Annotated in this window: 28 protein-coding genes; 4 read left to right on the top strand and 24 right to left on the bottom strand. The window is 33.1% G+C overall.

The window, feature by feature from the left end; translation table 11 throughout:
* Nucleotides 1-94 precede the first annotated feature (94 nt).
* The 17 genes from U859_RS0125410 to U859_RS0125315 all read right to left on the bottom strand — a co-directional run bounded on the left by U859_RS0125410 (nt 95) and on the right by U859_RS0125315 (nt 13,637).
* The gene (locus U859_RS0125410) at nt 95-373 is read right to left on the bottom strand and encodes a hypothetical protein (protein ID WP_025146066.1); all 279 of its coding nucleotides are present in this window, start codon (nt 371-373) and stop codon (nt 95-97) included.
* A gap of 71 nt (nt 374-444) precedes the next feature.
* Entirely contained in the window at nt 445-657 is a 213-nt protein-coding gene (locus tag U859_RS0125405) for a hypothetical protein (protein WP_025146065.1), read from the bottom strand.
* A gap of 48 nt (nt 658-705) precedes the next feature.
* Entirely contained in the window at nt 706-1,062 is a 357-nt protein-coding gene (locus U859_RS0125400; RefSeq protein WP_025146064.1) for a hypothetical protein, read from the bottom strand.
* Complete coding sequence (locus U859_RS0125395) at nt 1,063-1,374, bottom strand: hypothetical protein (RefSeq protein ID WP_025146063.1); 312 nt, start codon at nt 1,372-1,374, stop codon at nt 1,063-1,065. It abuts the gene before it with no gap.
* A 16-nt stretch (nt 1,375-1,390) separates the two neighbouring features.
* The gene (locus U859_RS0125390) at nt 1,391-1,798 is read right to left on the bottom strand and encodes a hypothetical protein (RefSeq protein ID WP_162800042.1); all 408 of its coding nucleotides are present in this window, start codon (nt 1,796-1,798) and stop codon (nt 1,391-1,393) included.
* 353 nt (nt 1,799-2,151) lie between these two features.
* The gene (locus tag U859_RS0125380) at nt 2,152-2,406 is read right to left on the bottom strand and encodes a hypothetical protein (protein ID WP_025146060.1); all 255 of its coding nucleotides are present in this window, start codon (nt 2,404-2,406) and stop codon (nt 2,152-2,154) included.
* Nucleotides 2,407-2,639: 233 nt separating this feature from the next.
* On the bottom strand, nt 2,640-2,867 hold the full coding sequence (locus tag U859_RS0125370; RefSeq protein ID WP_025146059.1) for a hypothetical protein: 228 nt from the start codon (nt 2,865-2,867) through the stop codon (nt 2,640-2,642).
* A 135-nt stretch (nt 2,868-3,002) separates the two neighbouring features.
* Nucleotides 3,003-3,218, bottom strand: coding sequence for a hypothetical protein (locus U859_RS0125365; protein ID WP_025146058.1), 216 nt, complete (start codon nt 3,216-3,218; stop codon nt 3,003-3,005).
* Nucleotides 3,219-3,249: 31 nt separating this feature from the next.
* The gene (locus U859_RS0125360; protein WP_025146057.1) at nt 3,250-3,720 is read right to left on the bottom strand and encodes a hypothetical protein; all 471 of its coding nucleotides are present in this window, start codon (nt 3,718-3,720) and stop codon (nt 3,250-3,252) included.
* A 3-nt stretch (nt 3,721-3,723) separates the two neighbouring features.
* Entirely contained in the window at nt 3,724-4,323 is a 600-nt protein-coding gene (locus U859_RS0125355; protein WP_025146056.1) for a hypothetical protein, read from the bottom strand.
* 131 nt (nt 4,324-4,454) lie between these two features.
* Entirely contained in the window at nt 4,455-5,120 is a 666-nt protein-coding gene (locus tag U859_RS0125350; RefSeq protein ID WP_025146055.1) for a DUF3226 domain-containing protein, read from the bottom strand.
* The gene (locus U859_RS0125345) at nt 5,121-9,662 is read right to left on the bottom strand and encodes an AAA family ATPase (RefSeq protein WP_025146054.1); all 4,542 of its coding nucleotides are present in this window, start codon (nt 9,660-9,662) and stop codon (nt 5,121-5,123) included. It lies immediately after the preceding gene.
* A gap of 215 nt (nt 9,663-9,877) precedes the next feature.
* Complete coding sequence (locus U859_RS0125340) at nt 9,878-10,537, bottom strand: recombinase family protein (RefSeq protein WP_316931589.1); 660 nt, start codon at nt 10,535-10,537, stop codon at nt 9,878-9,880.
* A gap of 469 nt (nt 10,538-11,006) precedes the next feature.
* Entirely contained in the window at nt 11,007-11,252 is a 246-nt protein-coding gene (locus U859_RS0125335; RefSeq protein ID WP_025146052.1) for a DUF433 domain-containing protein, read from the bottom strand.
* 670 nt (nt 11,253-11,922) lie between these two features.
* Entirely contained in the window at nt 11,923-12,645 is a 723-nt protein-coding gene (locus U859_RS0125325) for an SOS response-associated peptidase (RefSeq protein WP_025146051.1), read from the bottom strand.
* An 8-nt stretch (nt 12,646-12,653) separates the two neighbouring features.
* Entirely contained in the window at nt 12,654-13,181 is a 528-nt protein-coding gene (locus tag U859_RS0125320) for a hypothetical protein (RefSeq protein ID WP_025146050.1), read from the bottom strand.
* 6 nt (nt 13,182-13,187) lie between these two features.
* Nucleotides 13,188-13,637, bottom strand: coding sequence for a hypothetical protein (locus U859_RS0125315; RefSeq protein WP_025146049.1), 450 nt, complete (start codon nt 13,635-13,637; stop codon nt 13,188-13,190).
* A gap of 154 nt (nt 13,638-13,791) precedes the next feature.
* Here U859_RS0125315 and U859_RS0125310 point away from each other — a divergent pair, with 154 nt between their 5' ends.
* The gene (locus tag U859_RS0125310) at nt 13,792-14,235 is read left to right on the top strand and encodes a LexA family protein (protein WP_025146048.1); all 444 of its coding nucleotides are present in this window, start codon (nt 13,792-13,794) and stop codon (nt 14,233-14,235) included.
* Nucleotides 14,156-15,454, top strand: coding sequence for a Y-family DNA polymerase (locus U859_RS0125305; RefSeq protein ID WP_205314443.1), 1,299 nt, complete (start codon nt 14,156-14,158; stop codon nt 15,452-15,454). Before U859_RS0125310 ends, U859_RS0125305 begins: the two co-directional genes overlap by 80 nt.
* A gap of 37 nt (nt 15,455-15,491) precedes the next feature.
* Here the strand turns inward: U859_RS0125305 and U859_RS0125300 are convergent, their stop codons facing one another.
* The gene (locus U859_RS0125300; protein ID WP_025146046.1) at nt 15,492-15,770 is read right to left on the bottom strand and encodes a hypothetical protein; all 279 of its coding nucleotides are present in this window, start codon (nt 15,768-15,770) and stop codon (nt 15,492-15,494) included.
* 264 nt (nt 15,771-16,034) lie between these two features.
* On the opposite strand from U859_RS0125300, the gene U859_RS0125290 reads away from it, so the two are divergent.
* Nucleotides 16,035-16,775: a LytR/AlgR family response regulator transcription factor gene (locus U859_RS0125290; protein ID WP_025146044.1), complete on the top strand. Its 741-nt coding sequence runs from the start codon at nt 16,035-16,037 to the stop codon at nt 16,773-16,775.
* A gap of 20 nt (nt 16,776-16,795) precedes the next feature.
* Here the strand turns inward: U859_RS0125290 and U859_RS32095 are convergent, their stop codons facing one another.
* Complete coding sequence (locus tag U859_RS32095) at nt 16,796-16,957, bottom strand: hypothetical protein (RefSeq protein ID WP_162800041.1); 162 nt, start codon at nt 16,955-16,957, stop codon at nt 16,796-16,798.
* A 91-nt stretch (nt 16,958-17,048) separates the two neighbouring features.
* Between U859_RS32095 and U859_RS31350 the strand changes: the two genes are divergently transcribed.
* Nucleotides 17,049-18,191 carry a sensor histidine kinase gene (locus tag U859_RS31350; RefSeq protein ID WP_084153154.1) on the top strand — a complete coding sequence of 381 codons (1,143 nt, stop codon included), beginning with the start codon at nt 17,049-17,051 and terminating at the stop codon, nt 18,189-18,191.
* A gap of 244 nt (nt 18,192-18,435) precedes the next feature.
* Here the strand turns inward: U859_RS31350 and U859_RS0125275 are convergent, their stop codons facing one another.
* The 5 genes from U859_RS0125275 to U859_RS30680 all read right to left on the bottom strand — a co-directional run.
* Entirely contained in the window at nt 18,436-18,837 is a 402-nt protein-coding gene (locus tag U859_RS0125275) for a single-stranded DNA-binding protein (protein WP_162800040.1), read from the bottom strand.
* Between the two features lie 1,042 nt (nt 18,838-19,879).
* Nucleotides 19,880-20,377 (bottom strand): hypothetical protein, encoded by a 498-nt coding sequence (locus U859_RS0125265; RefSeq protein ID WP_025146040.1) that lies wholly within the window; start codon nt 20,375-20,377, stop codon nt 19,880-19,882.
* Between the two features lie 2 nt (nt 20,378-20,379).
* On the bottom strand, nt 20,380-21,333 hold the full coding sequence (locus tag U859_RS0125260) for a PorP/SprF family type IX secretion system membrane protein (protein WP_025146039.1): 954 nt from the start codon (nt 21,331-21,333) through the stop codon (nt 20,380-20,382).
* A complete protein-coding gene (locus U859_RS0125255) occupies nt 21,320-21,820 on the bottom strand; it encodes a gliding motility-associated C-terminal domain-containing protein (protein ID WP_025146038.1) in 501 nt (166 codons plus the stop codon). The genes U859_RS0125260 and U859_RS0125255 overlap by 14 nt, the downstream gene beginning before the upstream one ends.
* A gap of 2 nt (nt 21,821-21,822) precedes the next feature.
* On the bottom strand, nt 21,823-22,564 hold a 742-nt coding region (locus U859_RS30680; protein WP_037505816.1), incomplete at its 5' end, for a hypothetical protein.

Raw genomic sequence — 22,564 nt, 5'->3', positions numbered from 1 at the left:
CTGCCTTCTACCACCCCAACCCCGATTAATTAAAATCAGGGCGAAGGTCATGGGTGGACGTTCTTACCATTGCCGTTTCTTTATTTCTTTTAGGTTATCTGGGTTCCAGCTCCAGTATGTATGAAAGGCCTTTAAGTTCAGCCTGGCTATTAATGGTTCTCCGTGTGATTTCATAGGCAGGGTTTCCTAGATGGAGTGATTCAATTTCTGCTATCACATCATCGACATCGGTGTCATGTACAGCAGCTAGTAGATAATGATTGTGGCTAGGTAATCTAGGACATCCATAATCATCTTTTGCAATCTTTATGATCGCATCAAGGTCATTCCCCTGAATTATCGTCGTGTTTATCACTAAAACATTTATCTCCATATCCAATTGTATTATGATATAAAGATAAGGAAAAGTTTTGAAAACGGTTAACCGAAATCAAATTAATTTTGTCATTTTTTTGTCAGTAAACTTTCTGCGTAAGTTCTTAAAATTTGCGCCAAATCTGATCCGAACATTTTTTCCAATGCTAACTTATAATCCTCCCTTATTTTAAAGCCCAGGGTAACTTTCTTTTCTTTATTTGGTTTTCGCCCTGCACCGGCTCTTTTCCCACCCTGACCCTTATGTTTTTCTTTTCCCTTATCTTCAGCTTCAAATGTCATAGTTAAAAAAATAATTTTTATACGGTTTACCGTACATTCTTAAAAATCTTATTTATTTGTTTTTCTTATTTTATTACGATCCACCGGCCGAAACTGGTCATAAAACGCTTGAACATGAGGGGGAACAACTTTTGGTATAGATTTAATAATTGCTTTCACAAATTTAACAACCTCATCCTGATCACCGGCGCTAGTGAGGTGAGTTCTAAGATTTTTTTCCCAATCTTTTATGGCCTCCTCAGGTGTGGCACCGCAACCAAAAACACCAGACTGTGGATCTGATCCAAGTAAGCAACAATAAGAATTTCCATCTTTAAAAACAGTTGGATCCAGAGCTGCTGCCACCCCCTCTTTTTTAATATCAATAATTGAATCCGGATCAATATTCATTTTTTTATTTTTCATTTACAATTTAACGATATCAAGAATATTCCTTACGCGAAATATGAGCTTATCATCATTTGCAATCACCAAATTTACATATTCAAATTTGATGTCGCCATCCTCTATTCCATCAACTCTTAACTTTATCTTGTTCACAGAATTCTCCAGGTTAACTTGTTTTCCCCCTTCAATTGCACTTATTGCCCTGGTAAAAGTTTCACCATCTACTGACATACCCAGTGCATCAAAAAGAATACGCAGCTCTGCCTTTGATGTGCAAAGAAAAGCTTTTTCTTTGCTGTTAATTTCTTGATAGAAAATTATATAATCCATATTTTAATAAAATGGCTTAAAGCCGATAATTTATCATTTTGCTAAATTTAGCTAATTTTCGGTGGAAGCGTTGCCCTTCCCAGTAAGTCTCCACATCCAATAGATCACATTCCTGCAGTTCAGCGAAAAGTAGCCTATCCCAATTTTCATACTGATGATAACATAGTCTAAAGTCAAAATGGTGGTATTCTATTTCTTCAGAATTCATAGGTCTGCTGAGAAAGGGATGGCTAAAAGCCAGTCCCATTGGCCTTCTATTCCTGTCACGCCACATCTCGGCATGCATAAATACATATATTCTAGCAGGGTATGTCCCTGCAGGTTTAAAGTAGTAATCAACCCTGCCAGTTTTTTTTCTCGGCCTGGCATTGTCCCTGTTAAAACTATCTCTTTCGGACTGAGTCATTACATATCCTGCTTTCATTTTCACCATTTGTATCCTTGCTTAATAAGAATACAAATATAACGATAAATATGAAAAAGGTTAACCGAAATCAAACTGTAATTTTTCGTTTTTTGAATGACTATTGAGGCCTTAAATCACAACCCTTTACCAGATATTATAGTATCATTATAGAGGAAAATTACTCATTCTTTTTTTTGTCTTCGACATCACGGTTTTTTAGGTAGGCGTTTTTCATGGAGTAGAAAATATTGAACACCTCGGACTTGGTTTCACCGTTGTACCATTTAATAAAACATGTTACTAGGTAATAAACCAATATAAAAGAGGCAATCATCATAAAAATCTTTATTGGTTCCATAGTTAATTTCATTTTATCCACCTAAACCAGTAACAACTTTAAATGAAATTACCCCTTTGGTTGGATATTGGATAAATCGATCAATACTTAATAATACAGCTGCTCCGTTCCGGGATTGCAGTGCGCTCTCATAATAGTAATGTAGTGTAAACTCGTGATCAGGATTGCTACGGTCAATGTCCTTCAAGAGTTTGATTTCTATATCTGTTTCTGGATTAATTTCAATAATCGCAGAAGTTTTGGATAATGGCTGATATTGGTATTTCATATTTAATTAGTTATTCAGGTTTTAGGTCAATCAAGGTTTTTTTGTAGGTATAAAAATCCTCTTCTCCCATTAGTCCTTTCACGTATTCATCCATTCCACAATCATGCTTTTCGTTTACATATCTCGTAAACGAAAGGACCCCGAGACTACCGTCAAAACCAAGTTGTTCCATCGGCTTTCTTAAGGCCGGCTCCAATCCGGAAACTGAGTTCGTACCCTGATGGGTTTATTTATTAAACCTTATTCTTCGTTTTATGTATATAACAGGCATAAAGAATAAATCCAAAAATCACTATTACAATTAAAAAAGCTATTATTTTTAATATGAACACTAAATTATTAACAGCTTTATTGTAACCTTCAATTCCAAGTTGATTATTCATAAAGAGTAAATAAATAACAGCTGCAGCAAAGGTAACTAGCCATATTAGCCCTAGGATCACAAATTTTTTATTTTTCATTCTTTGGAAGATAATTTTTCTATCGTTTATTGAGATTTTTAATTTGCTCCGGACTTTACTTCTTAACCTGGTTCCTTACGGATCTGATCAGGAGCAGCTGGCAACCGGCACCAGGTTAATGTCCGTTTTTGAGATTTAATTGAATTCGGCGCCAGCTAACTCACCAGCCTTTTTAATACATCCGATAAACGATCCTGAGTAATAGAATTTTTCTCCATTTAGTCTAATGTACAATTTCCACAGCCTATTTTTTTTTGCAATGTATCCAAATTGTTCTTTGAAATCGTCAGTACAAATATCGAAGTAATCTAATCCATTTGTTCCAGTTTTACCCTCTTGTTTTAGTTTCACATTATTTGAGATTAAATATTTATAATTACGTTTATTGAGATTCTTTACTCCCTTTTATATAATTAAGTACTTTATTTATCGGTGGAAGTTGCGTTCCATTCCGCAAATCGTGAATAGTATACTTATTTTCATATTTATGTAGATCTTTTTCATGGAGGTCTAAAACAGAATTTGCAGTTACAATTGCCCTAACCGTTTCTAACTCCTCTGTATAATATCTTACTTCAAATACACTGGGCCCTTTAACACGAAAGAAGAAATCAATGCCTACCTTACCCTTGAAAAATTCGCCTGCACCTTTCGGCATTATCTCAAGAAGATCTTTTACTGGAAAATCAACCGAGAGATTATGATGTTTATAGATTAAGGCTTCAGCAAGTGTGGCCACTAAAAATAATTCAATTTCCATATCCCAACATTGAGATATCAAAACTCTCATTCTTAATAATCTATCCGGGCCTTTTAATATCTTAATTTCACTTATTGTAATATATGAATCCATCGATTATCCTAGAATATCGTTAATTATTTTTTCAATTGCTTCTTTTCCTAAATGTCGCCGCTCCGAAGCTGCTTCTAACTCTTTTTTTAAATACTCAATAGGATCCCAATGATCATAAGTTTTCATTTTTATTCCATACTTTATTGATAAAGCCTCCGACAACCTATAAGCTATCAAGCCAAACTGGGTGTAATAAAATATTCTTTCATCGAACCATTCGTCATAATCGGGCGGGCCGGTAATTTCCCAAGCAAATTTAATATTCTGGTTTCCATCAGCAATTTGAGATGGGAACGAAATCAGCTTAAACATTATGTCATCATCGATACTTTTCCAATCGACATCGTTTGGATAAGCTGGCGCACTAGGAGTTTTTATCTGCGGCTCTAGACATCCGTCATTAGTTCTTTGTCCGTTATACAATCCGTCATCTTTAACTACATCAATACAGACTTGTAAGTATTGATTTAAGATCGGTATTATCCTTATTGCCAAGTATTTTGCGTTTTTTTTAGTCTCTCCTTTTTTGGTCAAATAAGTTTGCAGCCATGTAAGTATTGCTCCTAAGACAACGCCGATAAGGGTAAATATTGCTTCCATCATTGTGTATCATTCATAATTTCATTTTTATAAAGCTGACTATTTAAGGTTCGTTTTGTGAGACAAAGTTTATTCTTTAATAATCCAGCCTAACCTCCCCAGAAAGGAGCTCACATACCAAGAGTAAAAGTGAATTAATACGGTTTTGGTAAATTTTGTTCAAAGAAAATCTTTAGGTCTAATAGTTCATTACAGTTTTCAAGACTTAAATTCCAAAAAATTGATTTGTAACTTCGATCCATAACTTTGGTGGATTGTGAAAATAAATGGAGGTATGAACTAATTTTTTCTTTAATTCCAGGTACCTTAATATCATGGATATGTTTTAGAACGGTTAAACATTCAAGATTAGATTCAATACACCTCACTATCTCAATCTTATCATTTGGAATTAATTTTTCAAGAAGATTCTCAAAAAGTCCATCATTCTTATTGTCAGGCCAAAGAAAATGAATAAATTCGATAGGCTGAGTCGGATGTTTTTTTAAATTCTCTATCATGGTGTTACAGTTAGTAAAACCGTTATTACCATTTATGCCTGTGTAGTCGGCATCAAAAATTAAGAGATTTTTCCCACCTCTCTCTGTATTATTAACAAAAAGATCTTTTATTACAAGTTTATTAATTTGTTTACATCCATTAATTGGAATAATTTCTATAGTAGCATTTTTGATAACAAGAACTTTATCATTATTAAACTTCTCGTATGTCCTTTCCAGAATTATTGGAAAATGGCTCTCAATGAAATCAGCAATAAATAATTGATCACCAATCCCTTCACAAAATATATTAAGCATCATTTATCCTCTAAGTTCAAAATTATCTTCCAATGCAAACTTAAAATTATGATAATCGTATGTAGTTGCTTTTAACCTATTCGTTCGCAAAAGCTGAATGACTCTAGCTTTCTCATTATTATCATCTGACAATGCGGCAGCAAAAAAATTGATACATTCTAAGTTATGAGTTGACGCTATCACTTGCGTATTATCTTTAGTAGCGATATTGATTATTATTTCCCAAAACCTTTTAAATCTACTAAAATGTATTCCAGAATCAATTTCGTCAATCAAAACCATTTTACCTTTATGTACAGTTAATAATAGTAGAATTCGGAAAAGCTTATTCGCCCCATCTCCAAAGCTATGAAGTGATTTGTCTAAATTTGAATCCATTACTCTAATACTAATCCATCCATCTGCGGTTATCATGACTTTTTCTATTTTTGGAATAAAAAGGCTTAAGTTCTCCAAAAATTCCATTTCTAAGGTTCTATCTTTTCGAATATACTCATCGTAAAACAATGATAAATCTTTTCCATAACCTTTCCCATATGAGTAAAATGGCTGGTTTAAGGTCTCATTGTAAGGCAGAGATTCATTTCGTTTTTTTATCTTAGTAAAATTCAAAGCGGTAAATCCTTTTTCGACTTCTTGCCCTTCATCGATCATTATATTTAATTTACTAATCCTACGCCCTGACAATACCTCAAATACTGGATTTAGTAAACTTTGATTTGGTAAATAATCAATGAGGAAGTCTTGATCAATTTCATATACATATTCTATTTTCTCCGAATTTATTTTTTTATCAGGGATTATCTTCGATCTTTCAATATAACAGTATAGTAATCTTTTATAGTACTGTTCAGCATCCGGTGATATTAAGAACATTTCAAGAATTGATGTTTTACCAATGTTATTGTCCCCGACAACGAGATTTATTAACCCAATATTTACGACTTCTAAGTATTCAAAATGTTTAAAATTACGGACATTGATACTAGTTATATGGTTTTGTTCATGATCTAAGCCCGACCCGAAAAATGGAATGTAAGGAACATCTTTAATTTTGCATAGTATTTCATACTCAAGATTTAATTCCTCTATACCATATAATTTTATATATAACCTAGACCAATCATTTATAGTTCGGTTATATATTATATTGGTAAATTCTGGTTCCTGAAGTAGATAATAAAAGAAAGATAGAAGTTCTTCCTCTCTCTCATGAAGAGAGAAGTAGGCAATAACTTGTTCGTATTCATTCAAGCCATCAAAAGTGTTTTTTCGACTACTATATAACATACTAAGTAGAATATATGCATAATAATATGGGTCGTCTGAATCAAGGTTTGATTCCAAGTCGTTTTCTAAATAGTAAAATAATATTTCCTCTGCTATTTCTCCTTTATTTATTTGTTCTAGCTTGTTTTTTGCAAAATCTTCGTAAAGAATCTTGCCTAAACTAAGTATATATTCTTCATGTTTTCTTCGTTTTTTCGCAATTTCAGCTAATGATCTATAATATTTAATTCCTTTGATTCCTAGCTTATCGTAGATGCTAATTGCATAACTATGTTGCCCATTAGTTGATAAAATGTCAGCTACTTCCTCTTTCTCTTCATTATTTATATACTCTTTAAATACCAAGTTTAAAATCTCAAAGATTCTATAGTGCAAATCTCTTTGAAAATCGAGTTTTATGTTGTTTAGAAAAAGATCCTTAAATTCTTCTACCCAGATGGTGTTCTTTCTGACTTCAACTAATGCTTTCAAATTATCCTCAAAAAGTGAAATATCAGGTTCATCAAATATTCCGTCTTTTATTAAGATCACAGAATAAAGAGAATCAAGTATTTTCTTTTCAAGACCATCAATGCTTACTATGTTCTTGATCTTTTCGAAATATTTTCCGTTCCATAGTGAATAAAGAGCGCGTTTTTTAGCCTCGAGATTGGTAATAAGTTCTTTATTTAAATAGTATTCAGATGCTTTTAAATAATCTTCATTGACTTCTGATATTAAACCGAGACAAAAGAAATATTCTTCATAGTTTCCAATTTTTAAAAAGTGATTTGATGCAATTCTTAAGAGCGGAACATTTCTATTTACCCAACCAATTTCTTTTTGTATTTTTGCGTCGTCTTCGACAATAGTATTTTTGCTTTGAATTATACTATTACTATTTGTAATTAATAAATCATCTACACTACTCAGTCCATGATTGATTTTATTCCATTCTGTAGATATGAAACTAGTTATTATAACGTCCCAAAAGTCAGATTTAGCTTTTTTAGAATCAATTATAATAAGCTCGTCTCGTGTCCTGGTAACGGCAACATAAAGCTTATTATAAAAATATTTTTTCTCATAAATACCATAATCGTTTTCTGAAAATAATTGGCCAAAACCGAAAATTACAACCTCTGAAAAATCAAGCCCCTTTGCATCGATAGCAGAAATAATATTTTTAAAATCCTTTAGTACAGTGTGTCTTTCCTTAAATGCACCTATCTCTTCATTATTTACTGGAACTATAATAGTTTTGAATTGAATTTTCTGTTTTAACTCTTCACTATTCTGAAATGCATCAATATCAACGAAAATGTTAAGATTTTGGTTTAGATAACTGTTTTTGCGTTTTGGTTTTTGAAATTCCTTTATATCTTCTTTGAGATCAATTTTTCTCCAGTTTTGAACTACATTTGAAATCGCAACAATAGTCGGAGAAGATCTATAATTGTATTCTGGAGTAAAAACGAGGTCTCTTTGGTTTAGGTTAAAGCCTACCAACGGATTGGTGAGACTTTTGTATATCATTGAAGTCAATACTTCAGACCGAAACCCCGTGGGGTTGACTGTTTGTAAAGCATCGCCTGCAAATACTATTGGAAATTGATTTACACCTTCAAGATTATAGCCCGAATACCTAGAGAGTGAAATTATAAATTCTAATTCAATTTTACTAAAATCTTGCGACTCGTCACAAAATATTACTTCAAATTTTTTGTCAATAAGTTTATTATCTTTCAAATATTTAATAAGAGTAATCTTATTCCATAACTGATCTTCCAGTATTAATTTGTCGTAGAAAGGTTTCAAGATTTCTTTCTCTATAATCGCGAAATCATCCTTTGAAATAATTTCCTTTCCCTCCTTAGGCATCTTTTCATCGTAATTATCTATTGTAAGCTTGTCATTTAGCTCTAATCCGTAGATGTAAGTAGTTATTGTAAACCAAATTATCTCAGCTGAAAAACGACGTTTTAATGAATTATTTATAGCGGATGCCTCATATAAAGATTTAAACTTAGAGAAATCCAAATATGTTTCATCACTGAATAAATCTGAACTTGGGAGGAAGGAGCGTAAAAAGTTTTTGAAGGAATGGAAGTGTTTCTTTAAATTTATCAAATCAGCATCTTCACTTGAAAGCTGAAATTCTGGGTTATTTAGGACTAAGTCGTAAACCGAATCAATTGTATGGTTCAAAAGTTTTTCATTCTCCGTAATAAATACTATATCACCTTTTATTTCACCAGCACACATGAAGTAATATATATTAGAGAAAAGGTAGTATAAAATTGTCGACTTGCCACTGCCAGCTTGTCCATTAATGTATTTTGGAAATTTAAAGTTTTCTAGGAAGCTAGTTTGCTCTGGTAGTAACGATAAGTTACCAAATTCACTATTCTTTTGTATTTTTAGCCATAGTTCATCTTCCTTTAATGTCCAGCTTGGATAAGCTTTTAGACAAAATTGGCTGATATCTTGCAAAGTCTTAAATTCAGTATAAAAAAGCTCCGTGAATTTGGAATTTAAGAGAGAGTTATAGTCAACCTGATCATTTAAATGTGATCCACCAAAAATGATTATATATGATTTCCCAGATACCAAGGTTTCTATATAAAGTAATTCTATATTAAAATCGAGATCTTTAAAACCAAAATATGTTGTACGCCCTGTTTCATTTAGTATTCTACCCTTGTGCTTTTGTACAACAATTTTTCTAAGCAGATTTAGAAATAATTTACTGTCTTCAAGCCTCATTCCATCTTTTGGTGAATTATTAACAGCATAATTCACCCATAGATCAGATTCATATATGTCATATGTAATTTTAAGCTGATAATCATTTTGCCAGCTAGTTAGTTCTTCTGGTATTTTGCTTAGGTGGGAAGTATTACTATCAATATTATCAAGCTTTTTTAAAAAACTTTCTTCATCTTCTATATCAAAAGGCCGTTTTTCTGTCCACTTTCCATCTCTGATATCAACATATTCTTGAAGACTATTTTTAACATTTTTAAGAGCCCGAACAAAATACACGATTAACTTATTTTCTTTATGCATTAAGGTTCTTTCTTCAAGAATAGCTTCAAAATACGGTGCTTTACTCCTCAGAACATAAATACTTTTTGTAAAAGGACTTATTTTTCCAATACCTTTGATCGAATTTTTGTCAATGTTTTCTTGAAAAAAGTTTTCTAAAACGTCCAAAATTTTTTGATTGTTACGGATCTGACCTAGAAAAGTTTGTGTGAAGTGATAATAAATCATAAATAGAATTTAATCTTAACGTTGAGAGACTTGAAAAACCTAAGATAATCTAATTTTATTACTATGGCAATCTAAGATGTGCCAAGGATAGCATTATGCAAAAAGTATAAAACCTATTAAATAGCTAATTATCAAAAAATAAAGAACCTAAATGAGGAAACATCTTCTAACTATTCGCTAATGCAAAACCATTACTACAGACATGTATACATTTTTTATTTCTTCTGAAGTTTTTTTATTTCCTCGTTTGTGTGGGTGTCTAAAATTTTAGCATAGCGATAGAATGTTGCTTTGGTTAATTGAAGTCCTTTATAAATTTGCTCCGGTGTTTTATCCATATCCTTGTAAACTGAACGCATCACCAATAATTTAGAAATCGTGTCTTTGGTGAAACCTTTTGGTCTACCACCCATTCTTCCTCTTGCCCTTGCAGATTCTAAACCTGCCTTAGTTCTCTCTCTGATCAGTTCTCTTTCATACTCAGCTAATGAAGCCATTATATTTAAAAAAAGCCTACCGTTAATTGTTGAAGTATCAACCCCATCAGTTAAACCTTTTATAATAATTCCGTCTTCACTCAAACCTAGGACTAAATCAATTATATGTTTTAAGCTTCTTCCCAAACGGTCCAATTTCCAAACTACCAATTCATCACCTTTTCGAAACTGCCCAATCATTTTATCAAGTTCCGGGCGAACCTTTGTTGCTCCAGAAATTGTTTCCCTAAAAATGATTTCACATCCAGCCTTTTCTAGCGCTTCAATTTGCAAATTTAAATTTTGTTCTTTAGTAGAAACCCTGGCGTATCCGATCTTCATTATTGTATCAATAAAACGTTCTTCTGTAAATTTAACAAACTTTGTTTTGTGATACAAGTTTTTGAGAAATTAGTCCTGATAGAATTGTTTCAGTTCCATATGAATTTCAGAATCTCATAATACCACCGTTTTTTAAGAAATTCCCTCATAATTTGTTTTATTACCATTTTAAATTAACTGTTTGTCACATATTGTTTTAGACACTTGTAGCTATTTGATGGTGAACTATATGCTTTAATAACAATGCTTATTAGAAAAATAACTTTTTGGACGCCACATTTTGTTTTAGACAGTTGTCACAATTTGTTTTGCACACTACAGTTTAAATGAACAAATACCCAGCGGTGGAGAATACTTAAATGTAAGTAATTACGGTTTACATTTAATTAGGTCGTGTAGAAACATCAATTGCGCATAAAAGGCACTGACTGCTTTGTGAAGTTATCTTACCTTGATAATGCAATGGCGACATGTTAAGAGGGAAAGCAAAAGATGACTTATAATCCTTCTTTCCCTTTAGTCGCTACTATAGCTTATCTAGTGGAAAATGGCGTTTATAAATATCGTTATCTTTTGCATAAATAAGTGAAGCATCTATATCATCAGCTTCTAAAACGGGATGCTCTTCTAGAATCTGTTCTTTGCTCATACCAGATTCCAACATCTCTATTACATCTGCAACAGTGAATCTCTGGGCTCTGATAGTAGCCATGCTTGCCATTAATCCCTTAACAATGGTAATCCTTTCTAATAGTGAACTATCACTTTTCATAGTTTTTACAATATTACTAAATATACAAATTTCGGTATTATATCCTCACCATACATATAGTTTAATTGCTTGATATTTTTTTTCTTTTGTTGCAGTATGGGAAAAAAGTTGACTTCGGTGGAACAGTTTGTGGTGGAATTTGTATTAAAAACAAGGCTAGAGAAAAAGTTAACCCAGGAGGATATCGGTTTCATATTAGGAGTGGATAAAAGCATTATTCAACAAATAGAAAACCAATCCCATAGATCAAAATATAATCTTAATCATATTAATTTACTCGCGGATCATTAGGGTATTTCATCTAGAGAGTTCTTACCCGTTTCTGCTTTTTCTCCGATTGAAAATAGAGATAATTTTAAGTAGCTGGGATTTTGGCTTTTGGATCTTCTATTGTCATAACAATAAAGGGAAAAAATGATTAACAAAAAACGCAAGCACAAATAAATGCGCCTGCTTAATCTAAATTAACGCTCTCAATATAAATATTGATTGTGGGCTCTCACCCCCACAATGCTAAGATAGAAAGAAATTTTAAGTTTTTGCAACCAGATCTAATTTACTTTTGATGATGTCTTCTTTGATGCTGCCAGTGGAATTCCACTTTCCTCCGAATGATCTTCCTTTAATATGGCTTGCCTGAATAGTCTGATAATATTTTCCATAGTCTCTTTTATGCAGCTACTGGTAACAATACACTTTCATCGTTTTCTGCCGTTTTCAAGTCTCTTCTTATCCTGTAAGCAGATAAATATGAATCATCACACGAATAACGCATGATTTCGTCAATTTTTGCTTCTGAAGTATTAGGGTTAATCCAATCACTAATCAAATTATTTGACAGCATTAAAGGCATTCTTTTCGCACTATTATGTATATCTGCCATAAATTTATTTGCGGGTTCAGTAACGATAGCAAATGTTGTTAACCACTGTTTAGTTTCTGGGTTTAAATAGTGGCTATATATCCCAGCTAAATTAAAACAAGGGTGATTTACTGGGTGGATTAAGAAAGGCAACTTCTGTTTTTCCTTCCCTTCTCCAATATGCTTATATTCAAAAAAGCTATTTACAGGAATAATACATCTTTTAGACTTGATCGAATTTTTAAATGACTTTAGATCCCTGATCGTTTCGGCCCTGGCATTTAAATTACCCTTTGCTTTTTTAAGCATTTCTGTTAAAGTCAAATTCCAACTGGGCATCAATCCCCATTGTTGTAATTCAAGCTCTCTATTTCCATCGTGATCAAGTAAGACCAATAACTTAGGATGTGCAAATCCATCCGCCTTATACCAGGTCTGCATAATTTCTATATCTTCCAATCGTGCCATCGAGGCACCATAATAATCCTGGTATTCGTATGCCTTACTGGTTTGGGTTGCTGTATAACACATGCCTAAATTTACATTTTATTTGTGTTTGCCGGTACAAATAAATTTGTTCTCTCCCCCATCGAATCGATTAAGATTATCGTTATATCTGATCCTAGCTTTGTACTTTCGTTTATATAGTCGAAAATAAGCTTAGAGGCCTTCATTACATCGATCCCGTCCTGTACAATAAATTCTACTTCTTTTTCCTTATTAAACTTCTTAGCCACATCGTCCGCCCAAAAATCTTTAAAATCGATAAGCGCATCGTATTCATCGATTTCCATACCAGGAACGATATCTGCGGTGCCGACATAATCAAATGATGATGTTAGTTTACCATCTTTTGTAGTTATTATAGCCTTAAAATTATCAGGGTATTCCCCCTTATCATACCAGGCAAATTCACCACCTTTTGTTAACTTCTCAATGTCTACATTGTTTTTCACTTTAACTCTTAAAACGTAATCTGCGCCTTTCCCTTCAAACTCACTTGAAAGTACATTTTCATTGAAGTAGGTTATAAGCTCTTCAGCATGTTCAACTGTAATCATTTCCATTTTATATTAATTTATTCCAACCTCGAACGTTTCTTGGGTATTTTCTTTTTTTAATATTAAATCCAGGTGTTCTTCAAATTCTACATAATCCAATACAATGTCCCGGACAACATTTCCAAATTCATCAAGATCTGTGTCAATATGGACGATGACCAGGAGTTTTTCATCATCGATAAATTTAGTACTGATGATATTTTCTCCCCAAACGGTCTTAACCATCTCCCCAAAGTCCTTTCTTTTTTTGACTTCTTTTAATTTTACCAATAAGTCCGGCATTAACGCCTGGATTTCCGGATTATCTGTGGTAAACCCAAAATCAACGCTGTAATCACGTTCCATCCAGCCCAGGGTTTTACCATCAATTGTTATAAAATATGTTTCATCGTCCATATCTACCCGGCATAATTGCGGAATCATGGTATCTGCCGGATATATGGTAAAGTGTGTATAATGCATAATCTTTCTTTTAGTTAATAACCTTTTTTGTTAGTAATTAGTTTAAAAGCTAAGTGCTTGTTTTTAAAGGGTTAGCCCTTTAATCTATACAAATGTATAACTTATTTTGGAATGCTAAAAATATTAGCATTATTTTGTATTAAAATTTTGCTATATGTTAAGAGAGTTAGATGTACCACGTAATGAAGAACAAGAGCCTTTGGCAAACGCAGGTAAGGTGAGTGGCTTTATCAGCCCGGCAGAAGACTATAAGGAAAGGAGGCTTCACATTGTGCAGCGCCTTGTAAAAGACCCTATTAATACTTTTTATTTTGAGGCTGAAAACAATGAAATGCAGGATTATGGTATCACAAAGGGCACACTTTTAATCGTAGATCGGTCTAAAATCGTCCATAATGGAACGATGATAATTTGCAATGTTGAGGGAGAATGGTTAAATCGGTTTTTAGTCAGAAAAGATGATCAAATTTATTTATATGCTTCAAAACAAAAGCCACCACTTAATATAACTGGGCGGAATGTCGAAATTTTTGGTGCCGTTACCTGGCATTGTGTACCACAAGAAAAATCAAAATATGTTCGGCCTGGTAGACTGTAATAATTTTTATGCAAGCTGCCATAGAGTATGGATGCCTGAACATAGGACTTCACCGGTAATAGTCCTAAGTAATAATGATGGATGTGTAATTGCCCGGAGCAACGAGGCCAAAGCTTTAGGTATCAAAATGGGAACCCCATTCTTTGAACTTAAAGAAATGATCATCGAAAAAAAAATTATTGTTTTTAGCAGTCATTATGCACTTTACGGGGATATGAGTGAAAGGGTAATGAATAATCTTGCTAGATTCAGTCCGGAGGTTGAAGTTTATAGCATCGATGAATGTTTTCTAAAACTTGATGGTTTTGATGATATAGCAAAATACATGACGAAAATAAGGAAAACGATTATAAAAAATACCGGAATACCGGTAAGTGTGGGCGCTGCACCTACGAAAACCTTGGCAAAGCTAGCCAATAAACTTGCTAAAAAAGGAAACGGCGTATGCCTGCTCGATACAGCAGATAAAATCGACCTAGCTTTATCTGATTATCCTGTAGAGGATGTCTGGGGCATCGGTCGGCAATATGCGGCTAAATTAATCTCACTAAAAATAGATACTGCAGAGAAATTCCGAAAGATGCCTATAGAGTGGGTCAATAAAAATATGTCCATTGTAGGGGTAAGAATGTGGCGTGAATTACGCGGCGAAAGTTGTTTAAACATGAAAACTTACTTCGAACCAAAAAAGGGAATGTGTACAAGCCGGGCATTCGGTAAATTAACTGATGATTACCAAGAACTGCAAGAAGCAACTTCGAATTATGCATCGAGATTAGCATTTAAACTTAGACGAGAAAAACTCTGTACCAATGTTCTTTCGGTAAGGCTATTGACAAATATGTTTAGGAAGGATCTGCCACAGGCATTCCCAAGCATTACTATTGCTTTGGATCATCCCGTTAACAACACACCTGATCTAATCAAAGCTGCCCTCCGTGGGCTTAAAAAGATTTTCAGAAAGGGCTTTAAATTCCAAAAAGTTGAAGTAAGCGCTACCGGACTGATTCCCGAAAATGAAGTACAGCTAAATTTTTTTAAGTCCTATAATGATCGTAATAATAAGGTAAGTCAGGTTTTGGACAATCTTAATAGTTATTATGGAAAAGGAACAATACGGCTGGCCAGCGAAGGGTTAGTAAAAAAATGGGATATGAGAAGGAGTTTTTTAACCCCGGATTATACAAATTCTTGGGATGATATTATTAAAGTGAAATAGGTGACAACCTAAACCAATTGATAAATAAGATTTAATTTTAATCATATTTTCTTTTGTCTTTACTCATCTTTAAAGAAATAGAGTTAAAATTACTATCTATAAAATGTAATGTTATCAATGTCTCAAAATCCACGAACATATAAATCTTTGGCAGAAGTAGATTTTGCACTTCATTAGCAGGAATATCAAGTTGCAGGTAAACATTAAAACTTACATTGTCAGTTAATACCTCAATTGAAGCGATTTCGTTTCGCCATTCAATCTCGACCTTTTTTATAAAAGCTTTTACTTTCTGTTGTTCTATGATTTCTTTCATAATATTTTTGATTAAAGTTAAATTCTCTTTCTAGAGGAATTTAATGAAAGACTTTTATTCAGCCGTATTACTTTCTCACTGTTTTTGCGATATTCTAAAATACATGCTTGTAAGTTTAATGCAAGTGTTTTACACAGATCGATTGAAATTCTTTATAAAATGGCTCATTTTCGTTACCGAAATTGCCAAATTCAGTAAAACATCTATAAAAACTATTGAGAACAGATTCAAAAAAGTATCTTTAGTTTTCAATAAAATTGGAATATGTACAAGTGTATTATAGTGGATGATGAGCCTCATGCAATTGAAGGCTTACTAAAACATATCGAATCAATGTCGGAGTTAGAAGTAATTGCAACTTACACAGATCCCGTCAAGGCTTTAATAGAAATCTCTGCAGGTCAACATTTGGATCTAGTTTTGCTCGATGTTGATATGCCAGGTATTACAGGTATTGAGCTTGCCAATGAAATACGAAAAAAAACAGATAAACTTGTTTTTACCACAGCACATAGCAAATATGCTTACGAAGCCTTTCAGATAGAAGCTAATGCATTCTTGCTTAAGCCTTATTCATTAACCAAATTTATATCAACAATTAGTAAGCTCTTTCCAAAAAAGAATAAAGCGCCTGGCGATACTCACGATATCGATAATTTCGTCTTAGTAAAGAGTAAAGAAGAAAATCTAAAACTTATAAAAGTTAATATTCGTGATATTATTGCTGTGGAAAGCAAAGTCAATTATATACAGATTCATGTATTGAATAAAAGCATTACAACATATATGACCCTATCAGAGATAGCAAAAATATTAAATGAACAAAATGGATTTGTTCAGTTTCAGCGAAGCTTTATAATTGCAAAAGAACATATCGAATCGATATCAGGAAACTCGGTAAAAATGAGTAATGGCGTTGTAATTACGGTTGGTGAATACTATCGCAAATCTTTTAATGAACTTATAGATGCTAAATTATTAAAGACCAGACGCAAGAGCTCCTGATATCTGGTCTTATTACCCAATTAACCGAAAATTAGAATACCACTTGTAGCAGTGCTAGTAATTGTAACAGTAGTTTGATCTGTAGGATCGCTAGGATAATTGTCGTTAGGCTTTGTAATTCTTTTTAATGATTTAAAAACAAATAATTTTTTTGGACTCAGGATGATTTTTGATTGTTTCATGATTTTTTTCATGAAAACTAACCAGCTAGTACGCGTGGTTAAAAGTTCTTACACCATACCCATCCATTTCTACTTATAAACCAATAATAACATGAATAAAAGTATTTCACGATGGATTTATAAAAACCGAATACACCTACTTGTTTGGTCTTTATTTATGATATATGAAATAGGGGTAATAGGGTTATATGTGGGAAAATTTGGCCATCCAGTCTCTTATTTATCACATTATATATTGATAATTTTACTGTTTTATACTCATTCTAATATTCTGTTAAAATGGGCGTTAGCAAACAACATTAAAAGTATCTGGCGACTACCATTAATTTTAACTTTCGCTGTTTCAGTTTATATAGTTTCCAACTTTTATCTTGATCAGTTACTGATGTATTATAAAATAGCCCCAGCCAACAGTGTAGCAGTATTGAATTGGCGGTATGCATTTCAAGTTATTTACCGCTGCATCTATATCCTGGGTTTTTCTACGGCGTATTATTTCCTAGCAACATATTTGAGGGAACGTAATTTGAAGGAAGGTTTGGAAAAAGAAAGGTTACTTCTGATAATTAATCAGGAAAGAATGCAAAGAGCACTTTCCAAAGCTCATAATGATTTTCTAAAAGCACAAATAAATCCTCATTTTCTATTTAACACATTAGATTACGTTTATCAAAATATCAGTATTAATTCGCCAAATGCCTCAGAAGCTATCCTGACTTTATCAGATATGATGAGGTATGCGGTTGACAATAATGAACAGAAAGAATTTATTTTATTAGGTGAAGAAGTAGAACAGGTAGAAAAACTAGTTTATCTCTATCAATTGAGAAAAAACATGGAATTAAACATAATTATTGATATTTCGGATGAGGTCAAAAAAACACCCTTTATTCCCCTGGTCTTAATAACTTTAGTTGAAAATGTATTCAAGCATGGAAATGTTTCCAATCAGGAAATTGGGATATATATTTCTGCCAGAATAGAGGAAAGTAATATAGTATTAGAAACTATAAATGCTTTAAATCTTAAACCCAAGTCGTCTACGTCATTAAATTCTGGGTTGAAAAACATAAGAGAAAGATTACACTTTGCCTATGGCCATGAAGTCAATGCTAGCTTCAGAACCGTTGGTGACACTTTCGTTTCGAAAATTGCGATACCCTTAAATATTATATTAAGGACGACATTAGGGAACCAGATTACAGCTCACGAATCAACTAGAAATATTAATTGAAAGCATCAACCTTTTGTAGAAATTGCCATGTTCTATGTAGGAAATATACCTTTCTACCCTAATATTTTTAATCAAGATGAAAGATTAGTGACTTTAGCGGAAGATACCTACATCTAAGCATAACTGTGATAAGCGTTGATCAAAGTTTTAGTAATAAATTTGGTTCTTTAAAATACCGAAGCGCTCTAATATTGGAAAAGTTGGGTAGTTCCTACCTAGCCAACTTCTCCTTTATTAATTAACACTATCCGGGATCTGGGACTGCTGTTTCCAACATTGCATCGATTGAGCGGCCCTTGTCTAGAAAAATGATTTTTTCAGCATTAATTTCTACAGATCTTTGTAAAATATTTCTACCATCTCTATATTCATTTGTTGAAATGCTGCCTTCGACATATATATATGCCTTTGTTTTAAGATAATCATTTACCAGTTCAGCATTTTTTCGCCAACATACTACTTTGTGGAAATTATCCTTCGATTTTATATTAATTGTATTAGCGGTCTTAACATCCTCTACTTTAATCAAATCGTGGGTAATCAAAGAAAATGCGGCGAAAGGAATTTTGCTATCTCCTACATAACTAAAATTTGGTTCCTTACCTACAAAACCAATTAGTGATACTTTATTCTGCGTGCGTCTCATAATAATAATTAGCCTTTGTAGTTTTATTCTTATCCTACCTAAGTTTACAAAAGGCCATAACTGTATCATGCAAAGATATTTCTTTACATAAAAGCAGTGTCCGAATGTTACGAAAAGCTCAATTTTCTGTATAAAAAGGTTTATTTTCTTGATGAATTGTTTTGGTATGCTAAACAATATCCCGAATCTCATTACGTATAAAGAGTATTTTCCGTTACAGATCCGCACATTTTCGTGATGTGTATGATGATGTAATATCGAAATACATCATCTTAGAATAGTATAAAAGGCAAAGGGCAATAATCCTATTGCCCTTCGTTGTCTATCCCTAACATCTCTCTTATGATATTACGTTTCAAATGTACAAAAATTTATATTAATAAATAAAAAATGATAAAAATAAAACTTTATATCTGTTCTTGTAAAAGAAAAGGGAGCAATAACTAAATATCGCCCCCTTATTCTTAATTAACGCTCTCTTTCAACAAATGTAATAAAAAAAATGTAAAATTGACAAAAATAAATTTAAATTGACAAAAATAAAAATACATGGTTGATTTTGAGAGCCTTAAAATTTGATGATATCCTCATTCTGACATACATGATCCCCGTTGACCTCCATGGGTTCTGTTTTATAATGCTAAGTTAATCCTTAATCCATGATTATTGTAAAGGATATATGAACCTGGAAAGGCCCTTGACAATTTGTATTGGAATTTAAACTTGCAAAAAAACAAAGCCATGAATAGTGAGAAGAATAACCAGAACATTTACATTATCGAATTAGCAAACCACGGACAATTTCAAGTATCTGCCGAAAATATCTTCAAAGCTTTAGAATTGGTCCGAATTTTAAATAACCTACCTTCTGCAATAACAATAAGCATTCATAACGCTATGGTAAAAAGAGCTAATCAGGAGTGGGTAGATGTTACAAGTTGTATTAAATTTCAATAAAATTATATACTTTTATAGTCCATAGTTAAAGCTATGGGTTTGAAAACAAGAGGGGAGCTGGATTTGATCCTTTTCCCCTTTTATCCTAATAGAAACTATAAGCTATTCCTAATCTTATATCTTCAACTGCAATAAAATGTTTTCCGTATATAGCTTTACTAAGCGTTATGCCGAAAATTGAATTATTTGCGGTGTTTATATTTACCGTTAGACTGGCATTTCCTCCATAATTAAATTGCTGTAGTATATTGCTATCTTCGTCCGATTGACGCTGATATGATACTATTGGAGAAGCCCCAATTAAAAGGCTTAATTCATCTTCCAACTTAAAAATTTTATAGCTTATGCCCGCTCCAAATTCATAAGTCTGATAAGCTATTTTATTTTTATTTCCCCAGTTGTCCATCAACCTGGTCTGATAACTTATTTTATTGTTTTCCTTTATGGCAACTTGAAACCCGATTCCAAAACCAGAAAGATTATAAGTACCGACACCTCCTATATATGTTTGTCCTTCAACATCTATTGATGCAAATATGCTTATAATCGTTAATGTCACGAAAAATACCCTAAACTTTCCCATATTTAAAACCTGTCTTTATTTGCTCCTGATTCGTACCCTCTGCTTCCGAATATCGAATACTTAATACCTATTTCAAATTCACCATTGTTATAGTTTTGAATCATTGATGTTCCAGTACTATAGTACAGGATCATCTGCAAACTCTTGTTTATAATTGTTCCTCCACCTATTGTTATGCTCTTCGAACTGTGATACATAGAGTTTAAAATCAAATCTCCTCCGAGAAAGTTAATATTCAATCCTATGTCAAATATTCCTTTATACCCTTCTACTCCACGATAGGCTGCCCTCCCTTCAATAAAATCAAACCATTCACTATAATCATAAGTATATCTATAACTTATCGATGAATAAAACGTGGATCTGTTTATTATTGATCGCTTCAAATCCCTGACCAGGAATCTTTTTACATTAGGTATTGCGACCTGTAGCTTTAAGCCGTCATTTTGGTAAGCTATCCCAATATCAGCATCAAGGTAGGCTGGGCGATTATTAAAGTTTGCGAAACTTAGGTCTGTATTGTCTCCTTTAAATTTTTCCCAATCCAATGCTTCGTAATATATTCCAGCTCCCATTCCTACACTTAAAATATCCTCATTGTATGACACTGGTAGGCGATAAGCAAATGATGCTAAAGCTTTTGACCGTTGTATCAATCCTGCTTTTTCATTTGTGATTGATATCCCTATCCCAGTTTTTTCTGATAATCCATAGTCTACCGAAATTGCCTGCATTGAAGGACTGCCTTCAGTATTTATCCACTGCTTTTTTAAAGAAAAATTGAAATTAGTTCTTTGGTCCTCTCCTACTAATGCTGGATTGATCAAATATTCATTTTGATAATAAATACTACTCAATGGATTGAGTTGTGCATATGCCTCAATGATCGTGATGAGTATAAGTGCTGTTGCTACAACAATCACTTTTACAATTGTTTTTTTCTTATTGTCCATCATGGGTTATGCTAACAAAACCTTTTAACTTATTATTATCACCATATTCCAAAATCCAGTAATAGGTGTCTTCTGATAAATCCTTACCATTCAACCGGCCATCCCAATCATTTTTGTAATTTATTTTAGAAAAAATCATCCTTCCGGCCCTGTCTACAATAATTAACTTATTCACTTTAAAATTTTCTAATCCCTCAAAAACTAAGAAATCATTTTTCCCATCACCATTTGGACTGATGTAGTTGTTTATTAATTTTATCCGGTAATCTTTAGTAACATCGCTCCAGAATATCATTGGTTGTAGAAAGCCCTGAGTTACATATTCTGGTTCTGCTAGGATTGTTGATACAACGATTTCCCCCACGTTGTAATCATGGATGAATGTATCCATTTTTGCACTTTTTCCCGAGCTGTTTATTACACTCGCATTTTGGGCCTTAGCGGCAAATCCCAAAAAAATCAAGCTTGTGACGATAAGTATTTGTTTCATAACTATCGAAGAATTACGGTGAATTGATATGTTATTCGAACATCTGAAAGAGTTCCCCCAAAATTGTCCAAACGAAAATGTGGTCGATTCGAGTTATAATCTACATCTATCCTTGCTGCTTGTCCAACAACTTCCTGTCCAGTAGTACGAGATGTATATGTATTGAGGACAGCTACACCAGTAGTCAAATTGTTAAACGGTATCCCGGTAATAGGAGGAATTTCCAGACTAAAATCTAAATTTCCCTGAGCTGTATTTAAAAACGAGAATTGACCAGTAACATTAACTATTTTTCCTATTCTTGTATAAGATGCTTGATCAATTGATATGCGATTCACATATTGTTGAGGCGTAATTTGAGGACCCCATGTACCGGATTCAAACATATTGGTTATAGTTTCAGCAATCTTATTATTTGTCCACTCGGTATTAGGAATTTCTTTATTGTTAGAAGCAGCTTCAGGGGTAGGAACTGTTGAATTAGTTAAAACAGCTTTGTAGATGCCAATAGAACCAAACAACGAACTAGGCTCTATGCGGTCAGTTAGTAATTTTGCACCTGCTACAAAGTCTGCTTGGTTTCTAACTATTATTTTATCACTGAATGTTTTTACTCCAGCCCCCAAAGTTTCAGTTCCATTAATATGAACGATGTTTGATTCATCTGCAGCTGTCCCTTGTGGTCCAATATCCCCTTTATCACCTTTTGCTCCGGCTACGCCTTGGATTCCCTGAGGGCCAGCT

It is taken from the genome of Pedobacter jeongneungensis (genome assembly GCF_000633455.1).
Lineage (GTDB): Bacteria > Bacteroidota > Bacteroidia > Sphingobacteriales > Sphingobacteriaceae > Pedobacter > Pedobacter jeongneungensis_A.
This window is presented reverse-complemented; position numbering and strand designations above follow the sequence as displayed.